16 protein-coding genes are annotated in these 17,545 nt (G+C 47.7%); 4 read left to right on the forward strand and 12 right to left on the reverse strand.

Annotation, left to right across the window (positions count from 1 at the left end):
- The 11 genes from lpxD to rpsB all read right to left on the reverse strand — a co-directional run.
- Window positions 1-1,048, reverse strand: a 1,048-nt coding sequence (lpxD, locus tag ABY802_RS07455; protein ID WP_372626408.1) for a UDP-3-O-(3-hydroxymyristoyl)glucosamine N-acyltransferase, incomplete at its 3' end; no start/stop codon positions are given.
- 4 nt (window positions 1,049-1,052) lie between these two features.
- On the reverse strand, window positions 1,053-1,577 hold the full coding sequence (locus ABY802_RS07460) for an OmpH family outer membrane protein (RefSeq protein ID WP_372626409.1): 525 nt from the start codon (window positions 1,575-1,577) through the stop codon (window positions 1,053-1,055).
- A gap of 16 nt (window positions 1,578-1,593) precedes the next feature.
- Window positions 1,594-4,095: an outer membrane protein assembly factor BamA gene (gene bamA / locus ABY802_RS07465; RefSeq protein WP_372626411.1), complete on the reverse strand. Its 2,502-nt coding sequence runs from the start codon at window positions 4,093-4,095 to the stop codon at window positions 1,594-1,596.
- A 26-nt stretch (window positions 4,096-4,121) separates the two neighbouring features.
- Entirely contained in the window at window positions 4,122-5,477 is a 1,356-nt protein-coding gene (rseP, locus tag ABY802_RS07470; RefSeq protein ID WP_372626412.1) for a sigma E protease regulator RseP, read from the reverse strand.
- The gene (ispC, locus tag ABY802_RS07475) at window positions 5,477-6,670 is read right to left on the reverse strand and encodes a 1-deoxy-D-xylulose-5-phosphate reductoisomerase (RefSeq protein ID WP_372626414.1); all 1,194 of its coding nucleotides are present in this window, start codon (window positions 6,668-6,670) and stop codon (window positions 5,477-5,479) included. The genes rseP and ispC overlap by 1 nt, the downstream gene beginning before the upstream one ends.
- Entirely contained in the window at window positions 6,670-7,530 is an 861-nt protein-coding gene (locus tag ABY802_RS07480; RefSeq protein WP_372626415.1) for a phosphatidate cytidylyltransferase, read from the reverse strand. The genes ispC and ABY802_RS07480 overlap by 1 nt, the downstream gene beginning before the upstream one ends.
- Before the next feature lie 5 nt (window positions 7,531-7,535).
- The gene (uppS, locus tag ABY802_RS07485) at window positions 7,536-8,297 is read right to left on the reverse strand and encodes a polyprenyl diphosphate synthase (protein WP_372626417.1); all 762 of its coding nucleotides are present in this window, start codon (window positions 8,295-8,297) and stop codon (window positions 7,536-7,538) included.
- Between the two features lie 130 nt (window positions 8,298-8,427).
- Complete coding sequence (gene frr, locus ABY802_RS07490) at window positions 8,428-8,985, reverse strand: ribosome recycling factor (RefSeq protein ID WP_290611234.1); 558 nt, start codon at window positions 8,983-8,985, stop codon at window positions 8,428-8,430.
- Window positions 8,986-9,158: 173 nt separating this feature from the next.
- Window positions 9,159-9,899, reverse strand: a complete 741-nt coding sequence (gene pyrH / locus ABY802_RS07495) for a UMP kinase (RefSeq protein ID WP_372626418.1) — start codon at window positions 9,897-9,899, stop codon at window positions 9,159-9,161.
- Window positions 9,900-10,002: 103 nt separating this feature from the next.
- Window positions 10,003-10,875 carry a translation elongation factor Ts gene (gene tsf / locus ABY802_RS07500; protein WP_290611237.1) on the reverse strand — a complete coding sequence of 291 codons (873 nt, stop codon included), beginning with the start codon at window positions 10,873-10,875 and terminating at the stop codon, window positions 10,003-10,005.
- Window positions 10,876-10,978: 103 nt separating this feature from the next.
- Window positions 10,979-11,707, reverse strand: coding sequence for a 30S ribosomal protein S2 (rpsB, locus tag ABY802_RS07505; RefSeq protein ID WP_019674885.1), 729 nt, complete (start codon window positions 11,705-11,707; stop codon window positions 10,979-10,981).
- A gap of 332 nt (window positions 11,708-12,039) precedes the next feature.
- On the opposite strand from rpsB, the gene map reads away from it, so the two are divergent.
- From map to dapD, 3 genes are read left to right on the forward strand one after another with little or no spacing between them, the layout of a single operon-like run.
- The gene (gene map / locus ABY802_RS07510) at window positions 12,040-12,828 is read left to right on the forward strand and encodes a type I methionyl aminopeptidase (RefSeq protein ID WP_372626419.1); all 789 of its coding nucleotides are present in this window, start codon (window positions 12,040-12,042) and stop codon (window positions 12,826-12,828) included.
- 30 nt (window positions 12,829-12,858) lie between these two features.
- Complete coding sequence (gene glnD / locus ABY802_RS07515) at window positions 12,859-15,483, forward strand: bifunctional uridylyltransferase/uridylyl-removing protein GlnD (RefSeq protein ID WP_372626420.1); 2,625 nt, start codon at window positions 12,859-12,861, stop codon at window positions 15,481-15,483.
- A 9-nt stretch (window positions 15,484-15,492) separates the two neighbouring features.
- On the forward strand, window positions 15,493-16,317 hold the full coding sequence (gene dapD, locus ABY802_RS07520; RefSeq protein ID WP_372626421.1) for a 2,3,4,5-tetrahydropyridine-2,6-dicarboxylate N-succinyltransferase: 825 nt from the start codon (window positions 15,493-15,495) through the stop codon (window positions 16,315-16,317).
- 53 nt (window positions 16,318-16,370) lie between these two features.
- Here dapD and ABY802_RS07525 read toward each other — a convergent pair whose 3' ends face one another.
- Window positions 16,371-16,565 (reverse strand): hypothetical protein, encoded by a 195-nt coding sequence (locus ABY802_RS07525; RefSeq protein ID WP_372626423.1) that lies wholly within the window; start codon window positions 16,563-16,565, stop codon window positions 16,371-16,373.
- 209 nt (window positions 16,566-16,774) lie between these two features.
- Between ABY802_RS07525 and cysZ the strand changes: the two genes are divergently transcribed.
- The gene (cysZ, locus tag ABY802_RS07530) at window positions 16,775-17,536 is read left to right on the forward strand and encodes a sulfate transporter CysZ (protein WP_372626424.1); all 762 of its coding nucleotides are present in this window, start codon (window positions 16,775-16,777) and stop codon (window positions 17,534-17,536) included.
- The last annotated feature ends 9 nt before the right edge of the window (window positions 17,537-17,545 follow it).

The raw sequence follows: 17,545 nt of genomic DNA on the forward strand, positions 1-17,545 counted from the left end.
CTGTCGATGGCTCTTGTCCATCCTGACTTATGTGCTGTAATTGTTGCTCCAGCTGTTTTACCCGCTGAAATAATTGCTCAACCTGGCGCAAACGCGCGGTGTTGCGACGCCACTCCGCATTTGTTGCTGCCGGGATACCCGATGAATAAACCCCTTTCTCGGTAAGCGAACGGGTAACCATTGACATGCCGGTAATCTGCACGCCATCTGCTATTTCAATATGGCCATTGACGCCAACGCCACCACCAATAATACAATAGCGACCAACTTTGGTACTGCCGGCAATGCTGGAAGAACCGGCAATAGCAGTATGATCGCCAATTTGCACGTTATGGGCAAGCTGACATAAATTATCAATAATAACGTTGTTACCTACCATGGTGTCTTCTATTGCACCACGATCGATGGTGGTATTGGCGCCTATCTCACAATTATCGCCAATAACGACAGTACCTGTCTGGGGTATCTTCAGCCAGTTTCCTGCTTTATTGGCAAAGCCAAAACCATCCGAACCAATTACCGTTCCACTATGAATTAAGCAATTGTTACCAATAACAACATTGTGATAAATCGTCACATTCGCCCACAGCCGGCTGTCCGAACCAATTTTTGCGGCTTTGCCAACGACGGTACCAGCGCCTAAATGCACCCCCTTACCAAGCACTGCACCTTCACTTATCACCGCATTAGGCCCAATAGCACAATGCTCTCCTATTGTCGCTGAGGCATCAATTATAGCAGATGGGTGAATGCCAGTGGCAATGGCAGGGGTAGTGTCTAGTAACTGGGCAATCTGAGCAAAGGCTACATAAGGGTCGGCAACCACTAACGCACTAACGCCAGGTGCCATAAATGGCAGATCGTCCGCTTTAATAAGCACCGCACTAGCATTGGTTTGACTGAGGAATTTACGATACTTACTATTTGCCAGAAAGCTAATAGTACCCTGAACTGCATGCTCCAGAGTTGCTACGGCAGAAACGCCGCAAGCGGCGTTTCCGACAAGCTGAGCATTAAGTTGCTCAGCCAGTTCTGATAATAACTTCACTGTATTACTTCTTAGCTTTACTTACCTGGGCTGCAACCGCGTCAGAGATATCATACTCTGGCTTGGCATATACCGCAGCACCAGCATTTAGCACAACATCAAACTTTTCACGCTCTGCAACCACATCAATGGCGGCTTTGATCATCGCTAAAATTTTGTTGCGCTCTTCGTTCTGACGGGCACGAATTTGCTCATCCAATGGCCGTGCGGTCGCTTCATATTGCTGACGTTGCTGCTGCACTTTCGTCGCCAGCTCCTGCTGTTGTTGTTCACTCATGGTCGGGCCGTCGCGGCGCAACTTTTCGATATTGAAGTTGATGTCTTTTTCTAACTGGCTCATTTCATCTATTTTAGCAGCAAACTCAGTCCGGATATTCTCCTGAATAGTGGCTGACTGAGGAATTTGCGCTGCAACCGCCTGAATATCAACAAATGCAATTTTCATTTCTTTCGCAACTGCAGTGCCTGCCATCACTAACGCGGCGACTAATACAATGGCGGTTTTAGTTACTGTATTTTTAAACATCATTTTCCCTATACCTTTGTTAGAAAGTTGTACCAATATTAAAACTAAAGTTTTCCTGCAAATCACCTTCATACTTTTTGATGATTTTCGCCAGACTGAATGTTAACGGTCCCATCGGTGAAATCCATTGTAACGATACACCAGCTGATGCACGAATCAAACTCGGGTCCGCATAATCTATCAGAAAAGGCTGTGCCCCGCGCCCTACAGACGATCCCCTGTCCTGAGTCAGGGTGGCGTAACGGTTTATATCAAACTCAGTATCCCAGACATTACCGGCGTCAACAAACAAACTGGTTCGCACTGAGTTTCGATTCTCCTCACCAATAAACGGAGTGGGTGTAATCAGCTCCAGGGTCAGCACCCCCATGGCATTGCCACCAATTGAGCGCGAAGAGACTATGTAGTTGTCACTATTCGGGTTCTGCGGATAACTACCGTTACCATTAAGCGGATCAGGAATACCTGGCACTAAATCCGGAAAGCGGAAAATAGCATGAGGGCCGATAATCCGGTTTTCAAAGCCACGAAGGTTAGAACCACCTGCATAGAAGTTCTCGGTAAATGGCAGGGTGTAATCATAGCCATCTTTGTCACCGTAACCATTACCATAACCAAGCTCCAGCTTACTGCGGAATGACCAACGATGATCGTTGCTCAGCGGAATATAATTCTGCGCTTCAAACTGTACTTTATAATATTGTAAATCAGAGTTCGGGGTCGTTGCCTTTAACACCAAGCTCAGCATCCGGCCTGCGGTCGGGAATAACCCCCGATTTAATGTGCTATGGCTCCAACCGGTACTAAACTCATAATTAGTAAAGTTGTAGCCACCATCCGGGTTTTGCGCATCCAGCAACACGGCTCTGAAATGACGTAGCTGGTCGTACTCCTGAATGGAGTTTATTTTATTAACCACATAGTTGGCGCCAAAATTTAAGCGGTTAAATTCATTGATCGGATAACCGACGTTTGTGCCAAAACCATAACGGCGCTGGTTGTATGCTTCAAGGTTAGAAGAGGCACTACTGTAATCGATATCGGAGTAGAATAACTGACCACCTAAGCTTACCCCATTAAGGGTGTAGTAAGGATCGGTATAACTCAGGTTAATACTTTTCTGATACTTGTTGGTACTTAAACTGATGCCCGCACTGTTGCCTGTACCAAAGAAGTTGGATTGCTGCACACCCACTTCAAACGATAACCCCTGGTAGCTACCATACGAAATGCCAGCATTAAAGCTGCCCGACGGTTGCTCCTTAATGTTAAACAGCACGTCAACTTGATCATCACTACCGGTTACCGGTACGGTTTCGAAACCAACATCTTCAATGTAGGGTAAACGCTGGATCCGGTTTTTTGAGAGCTCCAGATAATCGTTTGATAACCAGGCCCCTTCCATCTGGCGCAGTTCACGCCGGATAACTTCATCGCGGGTATTAGTGTTACCCTTCACATCAATCCGGCGCACATAGACCCGTTTACCCGGGTCGACACTGATGGTCAGATCAACTTGTTTGTTTTCTTCGTCTATTTGCGGAATGGTCCGTACTTTTGAATTCGCATAACCAAAACGTGCTAACAATTTAGCAATGCTCTCTTCAGTGTAAGTCACCAGCGCACCGTTATATAGCTGACCTTCTTTAAGAGGCAGGATGGATTCGATAATAGCATCCTGACCAATTAAATCGCCGACAAAACTCACATCACGGATATTGTACTGCTCACCTTCGGTAACATTTAAGGTGACATATACCGAGGTTTTATCAGGGCTCACTGACACCTGAGACGACTCTATGTCAAATTGCAGATAGCCACGATCAAGGTAATAACTGTTTATTGTCTCAAAATCGCCCTGCAAGGTTTGCTTCTGATAACGGTCAGAAGATAAAAAGCGCCACCAAGGTAAATCCTGCTTCGATTCAATTTGGTTAAGCAACTCTTCGTTAGAGAAGATGGTATTACCTACAATATTTATCTGGCGAACGGACGCGGCATCGCCTTCATCAAACTCCAGCTTCAAGTTGACCCGGTTACGGGGCAAATAGGTAACTTTAGCTTCAACCTTCGCCTGATACTTACCCACTCCGTGGTAAAATTCGGTTAAGCCATTTTCGATATTTTTCAGGATCGTTTTATCTAATGGCTCGCCAACCTGAACCTTATTACCAGCCAGGCTTTCATTTAATTGTTCTTCTTTGATGTCTTTATTACCATCAAATTCGATGTTGCTGATGGTTGGCCGCTCTTTTAAACGATAAATGACTGTATTGCCATCGCGAAACACTTTGATATCGTCAAAATGGCCTGCACCATATAAAGTTTTAATACTACGAGACAAACTGTACTCAGTAACAGTGTCACCAATAGTAAATGGCAGGTTATTCAGGGCGGCACCGAGCGCAACGCGCTGCAGGCCTTCAACCTGGATATCCTGAACGGTAAATGATTCTTCAGCGAGCACCGAGTTACTGCCAGTAGCAAGTAACATCGCAGCTACTAATCGTTTAATTGTCATTATTTGAACTACTTATGATTAGTTTATTACAAACGAGAAATATCGTTGAGCAGCGCAATTCCCATTAACATCAGCAGGACTAAAGCTCCAAAGCGAAAACCTATTTCCTGCGCCTTCTCAGAGACAGGTTTACCGCGTATTAGTTCCACCACAAGATACATTAAATGGCCACCATCCAAAATGGGCAGCGGCAATAAATTAATTACAGCCAGATTCACGCTGATCAGCGCCAGAAACGCTAAAAAGGCAATCAGGCCCATACTGGCCGTATCACCTGCGCCTTGCGCAATCGAGATAGGCCCGCTTAAATGCTTAACCGACACATCGCCTGTCAGCAGTTTTGCAACCATCGCAAAACTTAAACGGGTCAATTGCCAGGTCTGGCTAACGCCTTCGCCTATGGCACCCACTACCCCATAACGCTGGGTGTAAATAATACCCTCGGGCCATGGTGTAACAACAGGCTGGATCCCTAACATGCCCTGAGTAAAACCGTCTTCCCGAGTTAACAATTCAGGTATCGCTTCAAGCTCAATACTCTGACCGGCTCTGCTAATCTCAAGTATCAAAGTCTGCTCGGCATTTTGCTGGATGAGCTTTTCCAGCATTGGCCAGTCAGTAATCTGCTGTCCGTCAATCCGCCTGACAATATCACCTTTTTGCAAACCTGCCCGCTCTGCAGCCGATTCAGGTACTACCAGTGATAATTCCGTTGTTCTTTCAGGCTGCATCAGCTTAATGCCTAAACTGTCAAAAACGGTTTGCTGTTCAGGATCAAATTGCCAATCGCTAAGGTTAAGCTCCACTTGCCGCTGTTGACCAGACCCAACTTCTTGCAAGCCTATCGTCATTCTTGGCCTGCCAAGCTGCTCAACCAACAGTAAATTAGTACTGCGTAAATCTCTGGCGCTATGGCCATTAATACTGATAATTTGCTCGTCGCTCCGCACGCCGGCCTCAGCCACAATAGACTGCGGTTGCACTGCTGCGATAACCGGCTTGGCTTCTTGCACCCCAATCAGATACATCAGCCATAATACAAAAATGGCAAAGATAAAATTTGCAGCAGGTCCCGCGGCAATGATTGCCATGCGCTGCCAGACTGTTTTGTGATTAAACGCCAGATCAGCAAACTGTGGCAACACCGGATCAATGCGCTCGTCCAACATTCGCACGTAGCCACCGAGCGGGATTGCCGCAATAACAAATTCAGTACCCTGACGATCCCGCCAGCTGAAAAGTGCCTTACCAAATCCTATTGAAAAACGCTTTACCAGTACGCCATTTTTCCGGGCAACCCAGAAATGACCAAACTCATGAACGGTAACCAATAACCCCAGTGCAATGACAAAGGTAAAGGCATTCCACAAAAATACCGCCATTAATTTAGTGTCCTTAGCAACTGCTGCGCATATGCGCGGGCTTCAAAATCGAGCGCTACTATATCATCCAGCGAGCGGGTAGCATAGTTAAGGAAATGTGCCAGACATTTTTCATTTACGCGACAAATGTCAGTAAAACGAATTTGGCCGTCAATAAATGCGCCAACTGCCACTTCATTCGCCGCATTCAATGCAGTAGTCGCCCCCTGCCCTGCCGCACAGGCGGCGATGGCCAGATACAAATTAGGGTATCGCTCCGGGTCTGGTTTACTAAAACTGAAATTGGCAAGCTGGCTGAAATCGAGCGGTTGCACCGGACTGCTCATCCGCTGTGGAAACGCCAGGGCATGAGCGATCGGCGTACGCATATCGGGCTGGCCAAGCTGGGCTAATACGGAACCATCAGAATATTGCACCATAGAGTGAATAATACTTTGTGGATGAATCACGACGTCAATATCTGCTGGTGCACAGTTAAATAACCAGCGGGCTTCAATAAATTCCAGGCCTTTATTCATCATAGTGGCGCTATCAACTGAAATTTTCTGTCCCATGATCCAGTTTGGGTGAGCAACCGCTTCAGCCACCGTTACCGAGGCCAGACTATCCAGTGCTCTATTGAGAAAAGGCCCGCCACTGCCCGTCAATAGCAATTTTGCGATGCCCATTTCAGCCAGTGCCGGTCGCTTCTGCGCGTGCTGAAATGCTGCTGGCAAGCACTGAAAAATAGCATTGTGTTCGCTGTCTATGGGTAACAGCGTTGCGCCATGACGCTCCACTTTATCCATAAACAACTCACCTGACATCACCAACGCTTCTTTATTTGCCAATAATACCGTTTTGCCTTGCTCTACCGCGGCTAAAGTTGGCAATAGCCCCGCTGCACCGACAATAGCCGCCATTACCACATCAGCATCTGGGTGCGCTGCCAGCGCGTTTAATGCATCCGGGCCAGCCATCACTTCGGTAGCACAACCTTGTTGCTTTAAAGCTGTCTTCAGCTCAGCGGCGGCCTTAGGGCATAGCATGGCCGCGAAACGGGGTCTGAATTCCAGACACTGGGCTAACAATTTACTGGTTTGTGTCGCTGCCGTCAGTGCCAGTACACTAAATTGCTGAGGGTGCATCGCCAGCACCGACAAGGTGCTACAACCAATAGAACCGGTAGAGCCCAGAATAACCACGTGTCGCATCAATTAAAGCCGCCAAATAATGCCAGTAACAAGGCGTATAATGGTGCCGTGGCAGTCAGGCTGTCGATCCGATCCAGAATACCGCCATGCCCTGGTAGAAAGGCGCCACTATCTTTTTTTCCGGCCGCCCGTTTGAACATGCTCTCGGTTAAATCACCGAATACTGACAGCGCCGTTAACAAAACCGCAGCAAGGTACCAATATAGAATTTGAGTTGGCCAGCCTTGCCAGTAACCCACTGCGCTTACCAGCACTAATACCAGAGCCATACCACCAAGCATTCCCTCAAGAGTTTTTCCCGGACTGACTTTAGGCAATAGCTTGGTTTTACCAAAAGGCTTGCCAATAATATAACCGCCAATATCAGCAGCCCAAACCAGACCCAATAAGCCAAACAATAACCAGGCGCCGGTAAATTCAGCCTGCGGGTATTCCAGCCCACGCACAAAGACAATCGCGCTCCAGGCAGGTAATAGCGTTAACCAACCCATCAGTGCTTTTAACCAGTCACGACCCGCCCAGAATACCTGGCTTCGTGGAAACGTCAGCACCAGTACTACCGCCAGCAGCCACCATATGACCCCTGCGATAACCAGTGTCAGGGTAAAGGCATCAGCGAACAGATACTGCAACGCTATCGGCTGAATGTAATACAGCGCCAGTAGGATTGCCCCGGTAAGCACAGTATACGCCGCGCGCATCGTCCGATTGGCCAGGCCACAAAAACCACTCCATTCCCAGGCACCCAGCAAGAAAGCCACAGAGACAAACAACGCAAAGCCGCTTAGCGGCAAATAAAACACCGCCAGCAAGGCCAGAGGTGCCAGCAATAATGCGGTAAGAAGTCGTTGTTTAAACAATATTGTTATCCTTTATTGTGCAGCAAAGCCTGTATTTGCTCACCTGTACATCCAAAGCGACGTTCCCGGTTGACAAATGCCGCTATCGCATCAGCAAATACGGTTTTGTCAAAGTCTGGCCACAGGGTTTCTGTAAACCACAACTCGGCATAAGCAGCCTGCCATAATAAAAAGTTGCTGATCCGTAAATCACCGCCGGTGCGAATAAGTAAATCAAGCTCCGGTTGATCATGCAACTGCATCTGCTCTGCCAGCATTTGCTCAGTCATCGCTTCAGGCAGCAGCTCGTTCGCGTGGACTTTGATCGCAAGCTGGCGCGCGGCGTTGAGCATATCCCAGCGGCCACCATAATTTGCTGCAATATTTAATGTCATAGCGGTATTGCCTGCGGTCAATGCTTCGGCAGCGCTAATACTGGCCCGAAGCTTTTGATCAAAGGCAGACAAATCGCCTACTATTTGTAACTTAACATTATGCTTGTGCAGGTTTTTAACTTCTTTTTTTAGCACCAGCATAAACAGTTGCATCAGGGTATCAACTTCCGTTTGTGGACGGCGCCAGTTTTCACTGCTAAAGGCGAATAAGGTAAGCGATGGAATACCTAATTGCCGGCAAAAACTGACTGCCCGGCGCACCGCTTCCGCACCTTTTTTATGGCCCCACACCCTTGGTTTCCCTTGACGTTGCGCCCAGCGCCCATTGCCATCCATGATGATGGCCACATGGCGAGGTAACGTCTGTTGCCCGATCTGCGACTCTGCAGTCATAGAATAAGACCTGTCCTTTTGAATTGCTTTTATACCGCTTTATCGTTTAACAATGCTATGTCAAACCATAATAAAAAGCGCCGCACAGCTTAGCCGATACGGCGCTATTACCTGATAGTGGTTAGTTAGGTTAAACCTCCATCAATTCCTTTTCTTTGTCGGCCAGTACTTCGTCAATCTTTTTAACATAAGTATCCGTCACTTTCTGCACTTCGTCAGCTGCCCGGCGCTCATCATCTTCGCTAATGTCTTTGTCTTTTAACAGAGCTTTTAATTCAGCGTTAGCGTCACGGCGAATATTACGAACGGCTACCCGGCCACCCTCGGCTTCAGCACGAACTACCTTCACCAAATCGCGACGCCGCTCTTCGGTCAGCGCTGGCAGTGGCACCCGAATGCTGGTTCCGGCTGACATCGGATTCAGACCTAAATCTGATGACATAATGGCTTTCTCAACCGCTTGCACTAAACTTTTGTCAAACACACTGATGCTCAGCGTACGTGCGTCTTCAATTGAAATATTGGCCATCTGGCGCAACGGGGTGTCTGCACCATAATAAGAAACCTGAATGCCATCCAGCAAGCTCGGATGAGCCCGACCAGTGCGCACTTTGTTTAATTGTGATTTAAGCGCATCAACGCTTTTTTCCATTCTAACTTTACTGTCTTTAATAATGTCGTTTATCACGATCGTTATCCTTATTTTTCATATATACCCGTTATCCTTGAAGCTGCAGCGGTGTTGGCATCGCTCGCTCAACCCAATCACATAGACGGCTATGCTCATGGGGTTTCACTCACTTGCCGCCTACCTGCAACTTCAATGATTTTGGCTATGCCGCAGCCAAGATTGCGGCTAGTTTACTGTAAATTCTCGGCGTGGTCGATAACGGTGCCTTCCTCTTCGCCCATAATTACCCGTTTTAACGCACCTGGTTTATTCATATTAAACACCCGGATTTGTAAATTATGATCCCGGGCCAAGGTAAACGCCGCTAAATCCATCACTTTTAATTCTTTATCCAGCACTTCAGTGTAGGTTAACTGACTATATAACGTTGCCTCCGGGTCCTTAACCGGATCAGCGGAATATACCCCCTCCACTTTCGTGGCTTTTAATACGGCATCAGCTTCAATTTCGATACCACGTAAGCAGGCTGCGGAGTCAGTGGTAAAAAACGGGTTACCGGTGCCAGCAGAAAAAATTACTACCCGCCCTGATTTTAAATAGCTGATTGCCTCAGCCCAACTGTAATTATCACACACGCCATTTAACGGAATAGCACTCATCATTCGCGCATTAACATAGGCCCGATGCAGTGCATCGCGCATCGCCAGCCCATTCATTACCGTCGCCAGCATGCCCATATGGTCACCAACCACCCGGTTCATGCCAGCTTTCGCCAGGCCCTCACCACGGAAAATATTGCCACCGCCAATGACGATACCGACTTGCACGCCAAGTTCAACCAGCTCTTTAATTTCCTGCGCCATCCGGTCCAGTACTTTTGGGTCGATACCAAAGCCCTCGTCGCCCATCAGGGCCTCACCGCTTAATTTTAACAGAATGCGTCGGTAGGTTGGTTTTGGATTGATACTCATGAGTGCCCCTAGTGCTGAAAAGTGCTGGATAAAAGACATAAAAAAACCGCGACCTTAGGTCGCGGTTATTCTAGCGGGTTTTGCCAATTTGCTAAAGCGTAAATTACTTTTTCGCCGCGGCGATCTGTGCAGCTACTTCAGCAGCAAAATCTTCTTCTTTCTTTTCAATACCTTCACCCACTTCTAAGCGAATGAAAGAGATTGCTTTGGCGCTGTTTTGCTTTAAGAATTCGCCAGTGCTCATTGACGGATCTTTAACAAAAGGCTGTCCGGTTAAGCTTACTTCACCAGTAAACTTGCTCATCCGGCCGGCAACCATTTTCTCAGCGATTTCTTTTGGCTTACCGCTGTTAACAGCAATGTCGATCTGGATTTGGCGCTCACGCTCTACTACTTCAGCAGAAACGTCTTCCGGATTAACATAGCTTGGGTTGTTTGCTGCAACGTGCATAGCAACATCTTTTGCTACGTCTTCGTTACCGCCTTCCAGCACTGCTAATACACCAATACGGCCTGAGTGAACATACTGGCCAATTACCGCACCTTCAACAACTGCAGCACGGCGCACATTGATGTTTTCACCAATCTTGGCAACCAGGGTAGCACGGGTATCTTCAACTGAAGTGCCGTTTAAATCAGCCGCTAAAATAGCTTCAGCAGTGAATAACTTGTTGGCATGCGCTAAATCAGCAACGCTGTTCGCAAACGCCAGGAAGTTAGCATCGCGGGCAACAAAGTCCGTTTCGCAGTTAAACTCTACTGCTAAACCATAACCGTCAGCAACGCGGGTAATAATAACGCCTTCCGCGGCAATACGGCCGGCCTTTTTAGCCGCTTTGGCTAAGCCGCTTTTACGCATGGCATCAATGGCCGCTTCAATGTCGCCGCCTGTTTCTTCCAATGCTTTTTTACAATCCATCATGCCAGCGCCAGTGCGCTCGCGAAGTTCTTTTACTAAAGCCGCAGTTACAGCCATGGGAGCTTCCTCGTATTAATTCCGGTTGGACAAACAGGGGCAAGAGTTGCCCCTGTTGCAAAGGTCTTCTGTTTTAAGCGTTAAGGCTTAAATGTCAGAAAAATTATTCTGCTTCAACGAAGCTTTCGGCTTCTGCCTGAACTTCGATGTTTTTGTCACGACCTTCCTGGATAGCCTGACCTACCGCTGCCAAATATAACTGGATAGCGCGGATAGCATCGTCGTTACCTGGGATCACATAGTCAACACCTTTAGGATCAGAGTTAGTATCAACTACTGATACTACTGGAATACCCAGGTTGTTGGCTTCTTTGATCGCGATGTGTTCATGGTCAGCGTCGATCACGAACAGCACGTCTGGTAAACCGCCCATGTCCTTGATACCGCCTAAGCTTTTTTCCAGCTTATCCATTTCACGGGTACGGTCTAAAGCTTCTTTTTTGGTCAGCTTGTCGAAAGTACCGTCCTGGCTTTGCGACTCCAGGTCTTTTAAACGTTTGATTGACTGACGAACCGTTTTCCAGTTAGTCAGCATGCCACCTAACCAGCGGTGGTTAACATAGAATTGGTCAACTTTCGCTGCCGCTTCTTTGATGGCTTCAGACGCGGCACGCTTGGTACCAACGAATAAGATCTTACCTTTCTTGGCAGATACCTGTTGAATAAACGCTAAGGCGTCATTCATCATTGGTACGGTTTGCTCAAGGTTGATGATATGAACTTTATTACGGGCACCAAAAATGAACGGTTTCATTTTTGGGTTCCAGTAACGGGTTTGGTGACCGAAGTGCACGCCCGCCTGGAGCATGTCGCGCATAGAAACTTTTGCCATGATATTATTTCCTGTTTGGGGGTTAGGCCTCCATGCATCCCATATCCCGACCCTTGCTTTGGCAGAGGCACCCCGGCATATGTGTCGATGCATGTGTGTTATTTAAAATTTAAGTTTAGTTTGGCAAACCAGCGCATCAGCTTTTTATAACTAAGAACCAGAAGTTATCAAAAATAAGCTTCGGCTCCCGGAAAAGAAAAGTACAATGCAATTTGCTAATTTGCGGCGCGCTTTATACCATAGTAAGCTGCCAAACACAATGAAATGTGTATTTTTCCAGCGGTCTTAGTAGCCGTACTGATTACCGCAACCGAAGTGACCGAGAGAGAGTGATGACAGCAAATATTAAAACCGCCGCCGAAATTGAGAAAATGCGAGTCGCTGGCCGTCTGGCAGCAGAAGTATTAGAAATGATCGGCCCGCATGTCCAGGCCGGCATCACCACTGATGAACTCAATACGCTTTGCCACGATTACATCGTCAACGAGCAGCAGGGTATCCCTGCCCCGCTTAATTATCATGGCTTTCCTAAGTCTATTTGCACCTCAGTGAATCAAGTAATTTGCCACGGCATTCCGAATGACAAAGCGCTAAAAGACGGCGACATTGTTAATATTGACATTACCGTGATCAAAGACGGCTACCATGGTGATACTTCGAAAATGTTTGTGGTTGGTAAACCGAGCATCATGGCTGAGCGGCTGATCAGAGTAACCCAGGAATGTTTATATCTGGCGTTAAAGCTGGTGAAAAACGGTGTACGGCTGGGCGATATTGGCCATGTTATTCAGCAGCATGCAGAAAAGCACAGTTATTCAGTTGTTCGTGAATACTGCGGTCATGGTATCGGTGCGGTTTTTCATGAAGACCCTCAGGTATTGCATTACGGTAAACCAGGCACCGGCGAAGTGCTGAAAACCGGTATGTGTTTAACCATAGAACCAATGATTAACGCCGGTGGCCGTCACAGTAAAATGTTAAAAGATGGCTGGACCGTAGTAACCAAAGATCGCAGTCTGTCTGCCCAGTTTGAACATACATTGCTGGTCACTGATGATGGCTGTGAAATTCTGACTTTGCGCAGTGACGAGGCGCTGGAGCGCCACTTGATAGCAGAGTAACCGCTTACTAACCGCTCAGCAGGAAGTCGCATGACGCAAACATTACAATTTAACCGGTCATTGCCCGCCAGCTTTACCCTGGAAAATTATAAAAAGCACTTTAACGACTTTCATGACTGGCTGGTGCGCAGTTTTGAGCACCAACCGATAAATGGCCTGGTAAAAGCCAGAGCCCGCTTTATTGACAATGTCCTGAGCCAACTGTGGCAACACTTCTCGTTATCTAAAGAACAAAACCTGTGTTTAATTGCCGTAGGAGGATACGGTCGCGGCGAGCTTCACCCCTATTCAGACATCGATTTACTGATTTTGTCTGATCGGCGTTTAACGAACAGCCAGCAAGAAGCTATCGCCAGTTTTATTACCAGTTTGTGGGATTTGCGTCTGGAAGTTGGCCATAGTGTCCGCACCTTAAAAGAAACCATTAAGCTGGGCAAAGACGACATAACCATCGCCACAAATTTATTGGAGATGCGCCTGCTTACCGGCAACAAACCTTTATTTGAACAGTTACAACAGCAAATAAACGGTAACGATTTCTGGAGCAGTCAGCAGTTTTTCCAGGCTAAAAGGCACGAGCAGCAACAGCGCCACGCTCAGTATCACGGCACGGCCTATAATTTAGAGCCTAACCTTAAAGCCAACCCCGGTGGGCTTCGGGATATTCAAACCATCGGCTGGGTTGCCAAAAAACACTTTAACACCCGCACCATGCGTGAACTGGTGGCTTATCAATACCTGACAGAGGATGAGTATCAGGAACTGATGGAATGTGAAGCCTACCTGTGGCAGATGCGTTTTGCCCTGCATATCGAGGCAGGACGTAATGAAAACCGAATTTTATTTGATTATCAGCCGGCGGCAGCCGAGCGCTTAGGCTTTGGCGCCGATGGCAAAGCTTCGGTAGAGCGGATGATGAAACGGTTTTTCCGCACGGTGCAGCGGGTCAGCGAATTAAACGAAATGTTATTACAACATTTTGAGGGCAGTATTTTAAATCAGGGCAGCAAGGTAAAAGTTCAGCAACTGGACGACTACTTTGAACTGAGCGGCCACTTAATCAAAGCGCGGGACAATGCCATTTTTGCCCGCCGGGATAACCTGTTACGGCTGTTCTGGCATATTGCCAATAACTCAAATATTACCGGCATTCACTCTACCACCTTACGCTTACTGCGGCAGGTGCGCCGACGCTTAATGGGGGACTTACAGGACTATGAAGCCTGTCGTCAGCTCTTTCTCGCTTTACTGCGCCATCCGCGGGGTATGGATAAAGCCATAACCCTAATGCATCGCTACGGCGTGCTGGCTGCCTATTTGCCGCAGTGGCGTAATATCGTCGGTCAGATGCAGTTTGATTTATTCCATGCTTATACCGTGGACGAACATACTCACCGCCTGTTGAAAAACTTATATAAGTATACCCAGCCCGAGCATGAAAGTGAGTTTCCACTTTGCACCGACATCGTCAAACGGATGGAAAAACCTGAGCTATTGTATCTGGCTGGTATCTTTCATGATATTGCTAAAGGCAGAGGCGGCGATCACTCCGAGCTCGGCGCCATGGATGTACGTGAATTTGCGAAATTGCATAAGCTCAGCGAGTTCGACAGTAAACTGGTTGCCTGGCTGGTAGAAAGCCACTTACTGATGTCCGTTACCGCCCAGCGCCGGGACATCCACGACCCGGCGGTTGTTACCGAATTTGCTGAGAAAGTGCGGGACGAAACCCGGCTTAACTACCTTTATTGTTTAACCCTGGCCGATATCCGCGCCACCAATGATAATTTGTGGAATGACTGGAAAGGCTCATTGTTGCGCGAGTTATTCCTGGCAACCCAAAAAGCATTTCGCCGCGGCCTGGAAAAACCGATGGATTTACGCGATCTGATCCGGGAAAACCAAAGTGAAGCTTTACCATTACTGCTAAAACAAACCTTCAGTGAAACAGAAATACTGCAATTGTGGAGCAGAATAAAAGCAGACTATTTTGCCCGCTACAGTGCCAAACAAATAGCCTGGCATTGTGAGCATATCCTGCGCCATAAAGACCGGGCAGAACCACTGGTTTTAATCAGTAAAACGCCCATTCGCGGCGGCACCCAGGTATTTATCCATACCCCGGATCAGCCGGGGTTATTCGCGCGTCTGGTCGCCGCTCTGGACAGTAAAAAAGTGAATATTTTTGATGCCCAGATCATGACCAACAAAGATGGCTATGCGATGGATACGTTTGTGATTCTTGAACAAAATGGCGAGCCCGTCAGTTCACCGTCGCGACTTACCAGTATTAAACGGGCGTTAGAACTGTATATTGCTGGCAAACCAGACTTATCCAGGCAAAAACCGCGTCTGTCCCGCCAGATGCGCCAGTTTAACGTGCCGCCAAAGGTGGTGTTTTTGCCCGGCAACACCAAAGCTCGGACCATGATTGAAATAGCCGCGCTCGATACGCCCGGGTTACTGGCAGATATCGGCGAGGTATTTCAGCGTAGCGGGGTTAATATTCACGCCGCCAAAATTACCACTATCGGCGAGCGCGCCGAAGACTTTTTTATGATATCAAACGCTCAGGACCAGGCATTAAGCAGCGATGAACAAAGCCAGCTTAAACGGGTGCTGATTTCACAACTCTCACAGGAAACAGAAGGCTGAACTATCACCATGTCTGAATTAAAAAGCATTATTGAAAATGCATTCGAGCTTCGCACCGACATCACCCCCAGCACGGTATCTGCCGAAGTAAAGCATGCTGTGCAGCAGGCCATTGCGCAGCTCGATAGCGGCAAGGCAAGGGTTGCCGAAAAAATAGCAGGCGAATGGGTAGTCCACCAGTGGCTGAAAAAGGCCGTGTTGTTGTCTTTTCGGATCAATGACAACGGCGTAATGGACGGTGCAGAAAACCGTTTTTTTGACAAAGTTCCCATGAAGTTTGCCAACTATACCGATGCCATGTTTCGCGCTGATGGTGTGCGGGTGGTGCCGCCTGCCGCAGCGCGCCAGGGCAGTTACATTGGCAAAAACGTGGTACTGATGCCAAGCTACGTGAACATTGGTGCATATGTTGGCGAGGGTACTATGGTAGATACCTGGGCAACCGTCGGCAGCTGCGCCCAGATTGGCAAAAATGTTCACCTTTCTGGTGGTGTTGGTATTGGCGGCGTACTGGAGCCATTGCAGGCTAACCCGACCATTATTGAAGATAACTGTTTTATTGGCGCCCGCTCAGAAGTGGTAGAAGGCGTTATTGTGGAAGAAGGCGCCGTTTTATCGATGGGTGTTTACATCAGCCAGAGCACCCGAATTTATGATCGCGAAACCGGCGAAATCACTTATGGCAGAGTACCTGCGGGTGCGGTGGTAGTGCCCGGCACTTTACCGGCTAAAGATGGCAGCCATAATCTTTATGCGGCGATAATTGTCAAAAAAGTGGATGCGCAAACCCGAGCTAAAGTAGGAATTAATGCCCTGCTGCGTAGCGTCGAATAACTCGTCAGCGTGACAACATAAAAGGCAGTTCAGGCTGCCTCTTATGTTCAACATTACCCAAATATCGTTAATACCGTGAAACCCACCAACCCGCCGACAGCGAAAATGCTATATTCGAGGCGTTTCTCAAAACGCTTTTCTGGCCCGGCGTCGGCCGGCACCAACAAGGCTGATATCAGACAGGTAAGCCCGACCAGAAAGAAAACGGTTGTTAAACCAAATACCAGTGCTGAACCTAACATTGTCATAGATCACCCTTAATTTGTCCGTCAAAAAGTATTGTCGTTTCGCGACAAAAAACAGCATGCATTCTAGCACAAAAAACCAGCGCTCCGACCAGCAAAACTTTAGTGTTATTATATTCTGTTACCAAATATCCGGATCATTGAGCAGCTCATTTGCCTGTAACACTTTATACTGCAAACTGGATGGTTGGTTTGACGATAAGGGAGTGAAAATGCATTATTTTTTTCAGGGCGCAACACTTATGGGTACTAAAGGGCTCAAGCGCTTTGTTCTCATCCCTTTACTGATTAACCTGGTCTTATTCTCGCTGGCTTTTTATCTGCTATTACAACAAGTCGCAGCAATGATTGCTGCGGTGCAAACATACTTGCCCAGCTGGTTACATTGGCTGGAGTACCTGCTTATTCCACTTGGTGTGATGTCACTGGTGATCGGCCTGGCGTACAGCTTTACTATGGTCGCCAATTTTATTGCTGCGCCATTTAATGGCTTACTCAGTGAAAAAGTAGAAGCACACTTAACCGGTAAGCCACTACCTGAGGTTGGCTTTAGTGGTTTTATCAGGGATATCCCCCGGATGCTGCTTCGCGAATGGCAAAAATTACGTTATGCACTGCCGCGGGCGATTGTTTTATTTTTGCTATTTTTATTTTTGCCGGTCATTGGCCCGGTGCTGTGGTTCCTGTTTACCAGCTGGCTGATGGCAATTCAGTATCTGGACTATCCGTTTGATAACCATAAAATTGATTTTGACACCATGCGCAGCCAGTTGCGAAGCCAGCCTGCCAGTAGCTTCAGCTTCGGTATCATGGTAAATATTGGCTGTATGATCCCGTTGTTTAACTTATTTGTCATGCCCATCGCGGTCTGTGGCGCCACTGCAATGTGGGTTGACAAGCTGGCTCTGCAAAACGATCCGGAGCAACAACGTCCCGGCCAGGCGCAATACCGCAAACTCGACAAATATTGTTAAGAGCTATTG

Origin of the sequence: Arsukibacterium sp. (assembly GCF_041616895.1) — a bacterium.
In the GTDB taxonomy this organism is placed as follows: domain Bacteria; phylum Pseudomonadota; class Gammaproteobacteria; order Enterobacterales; family Alteromonadaceae; genus Alishewanella.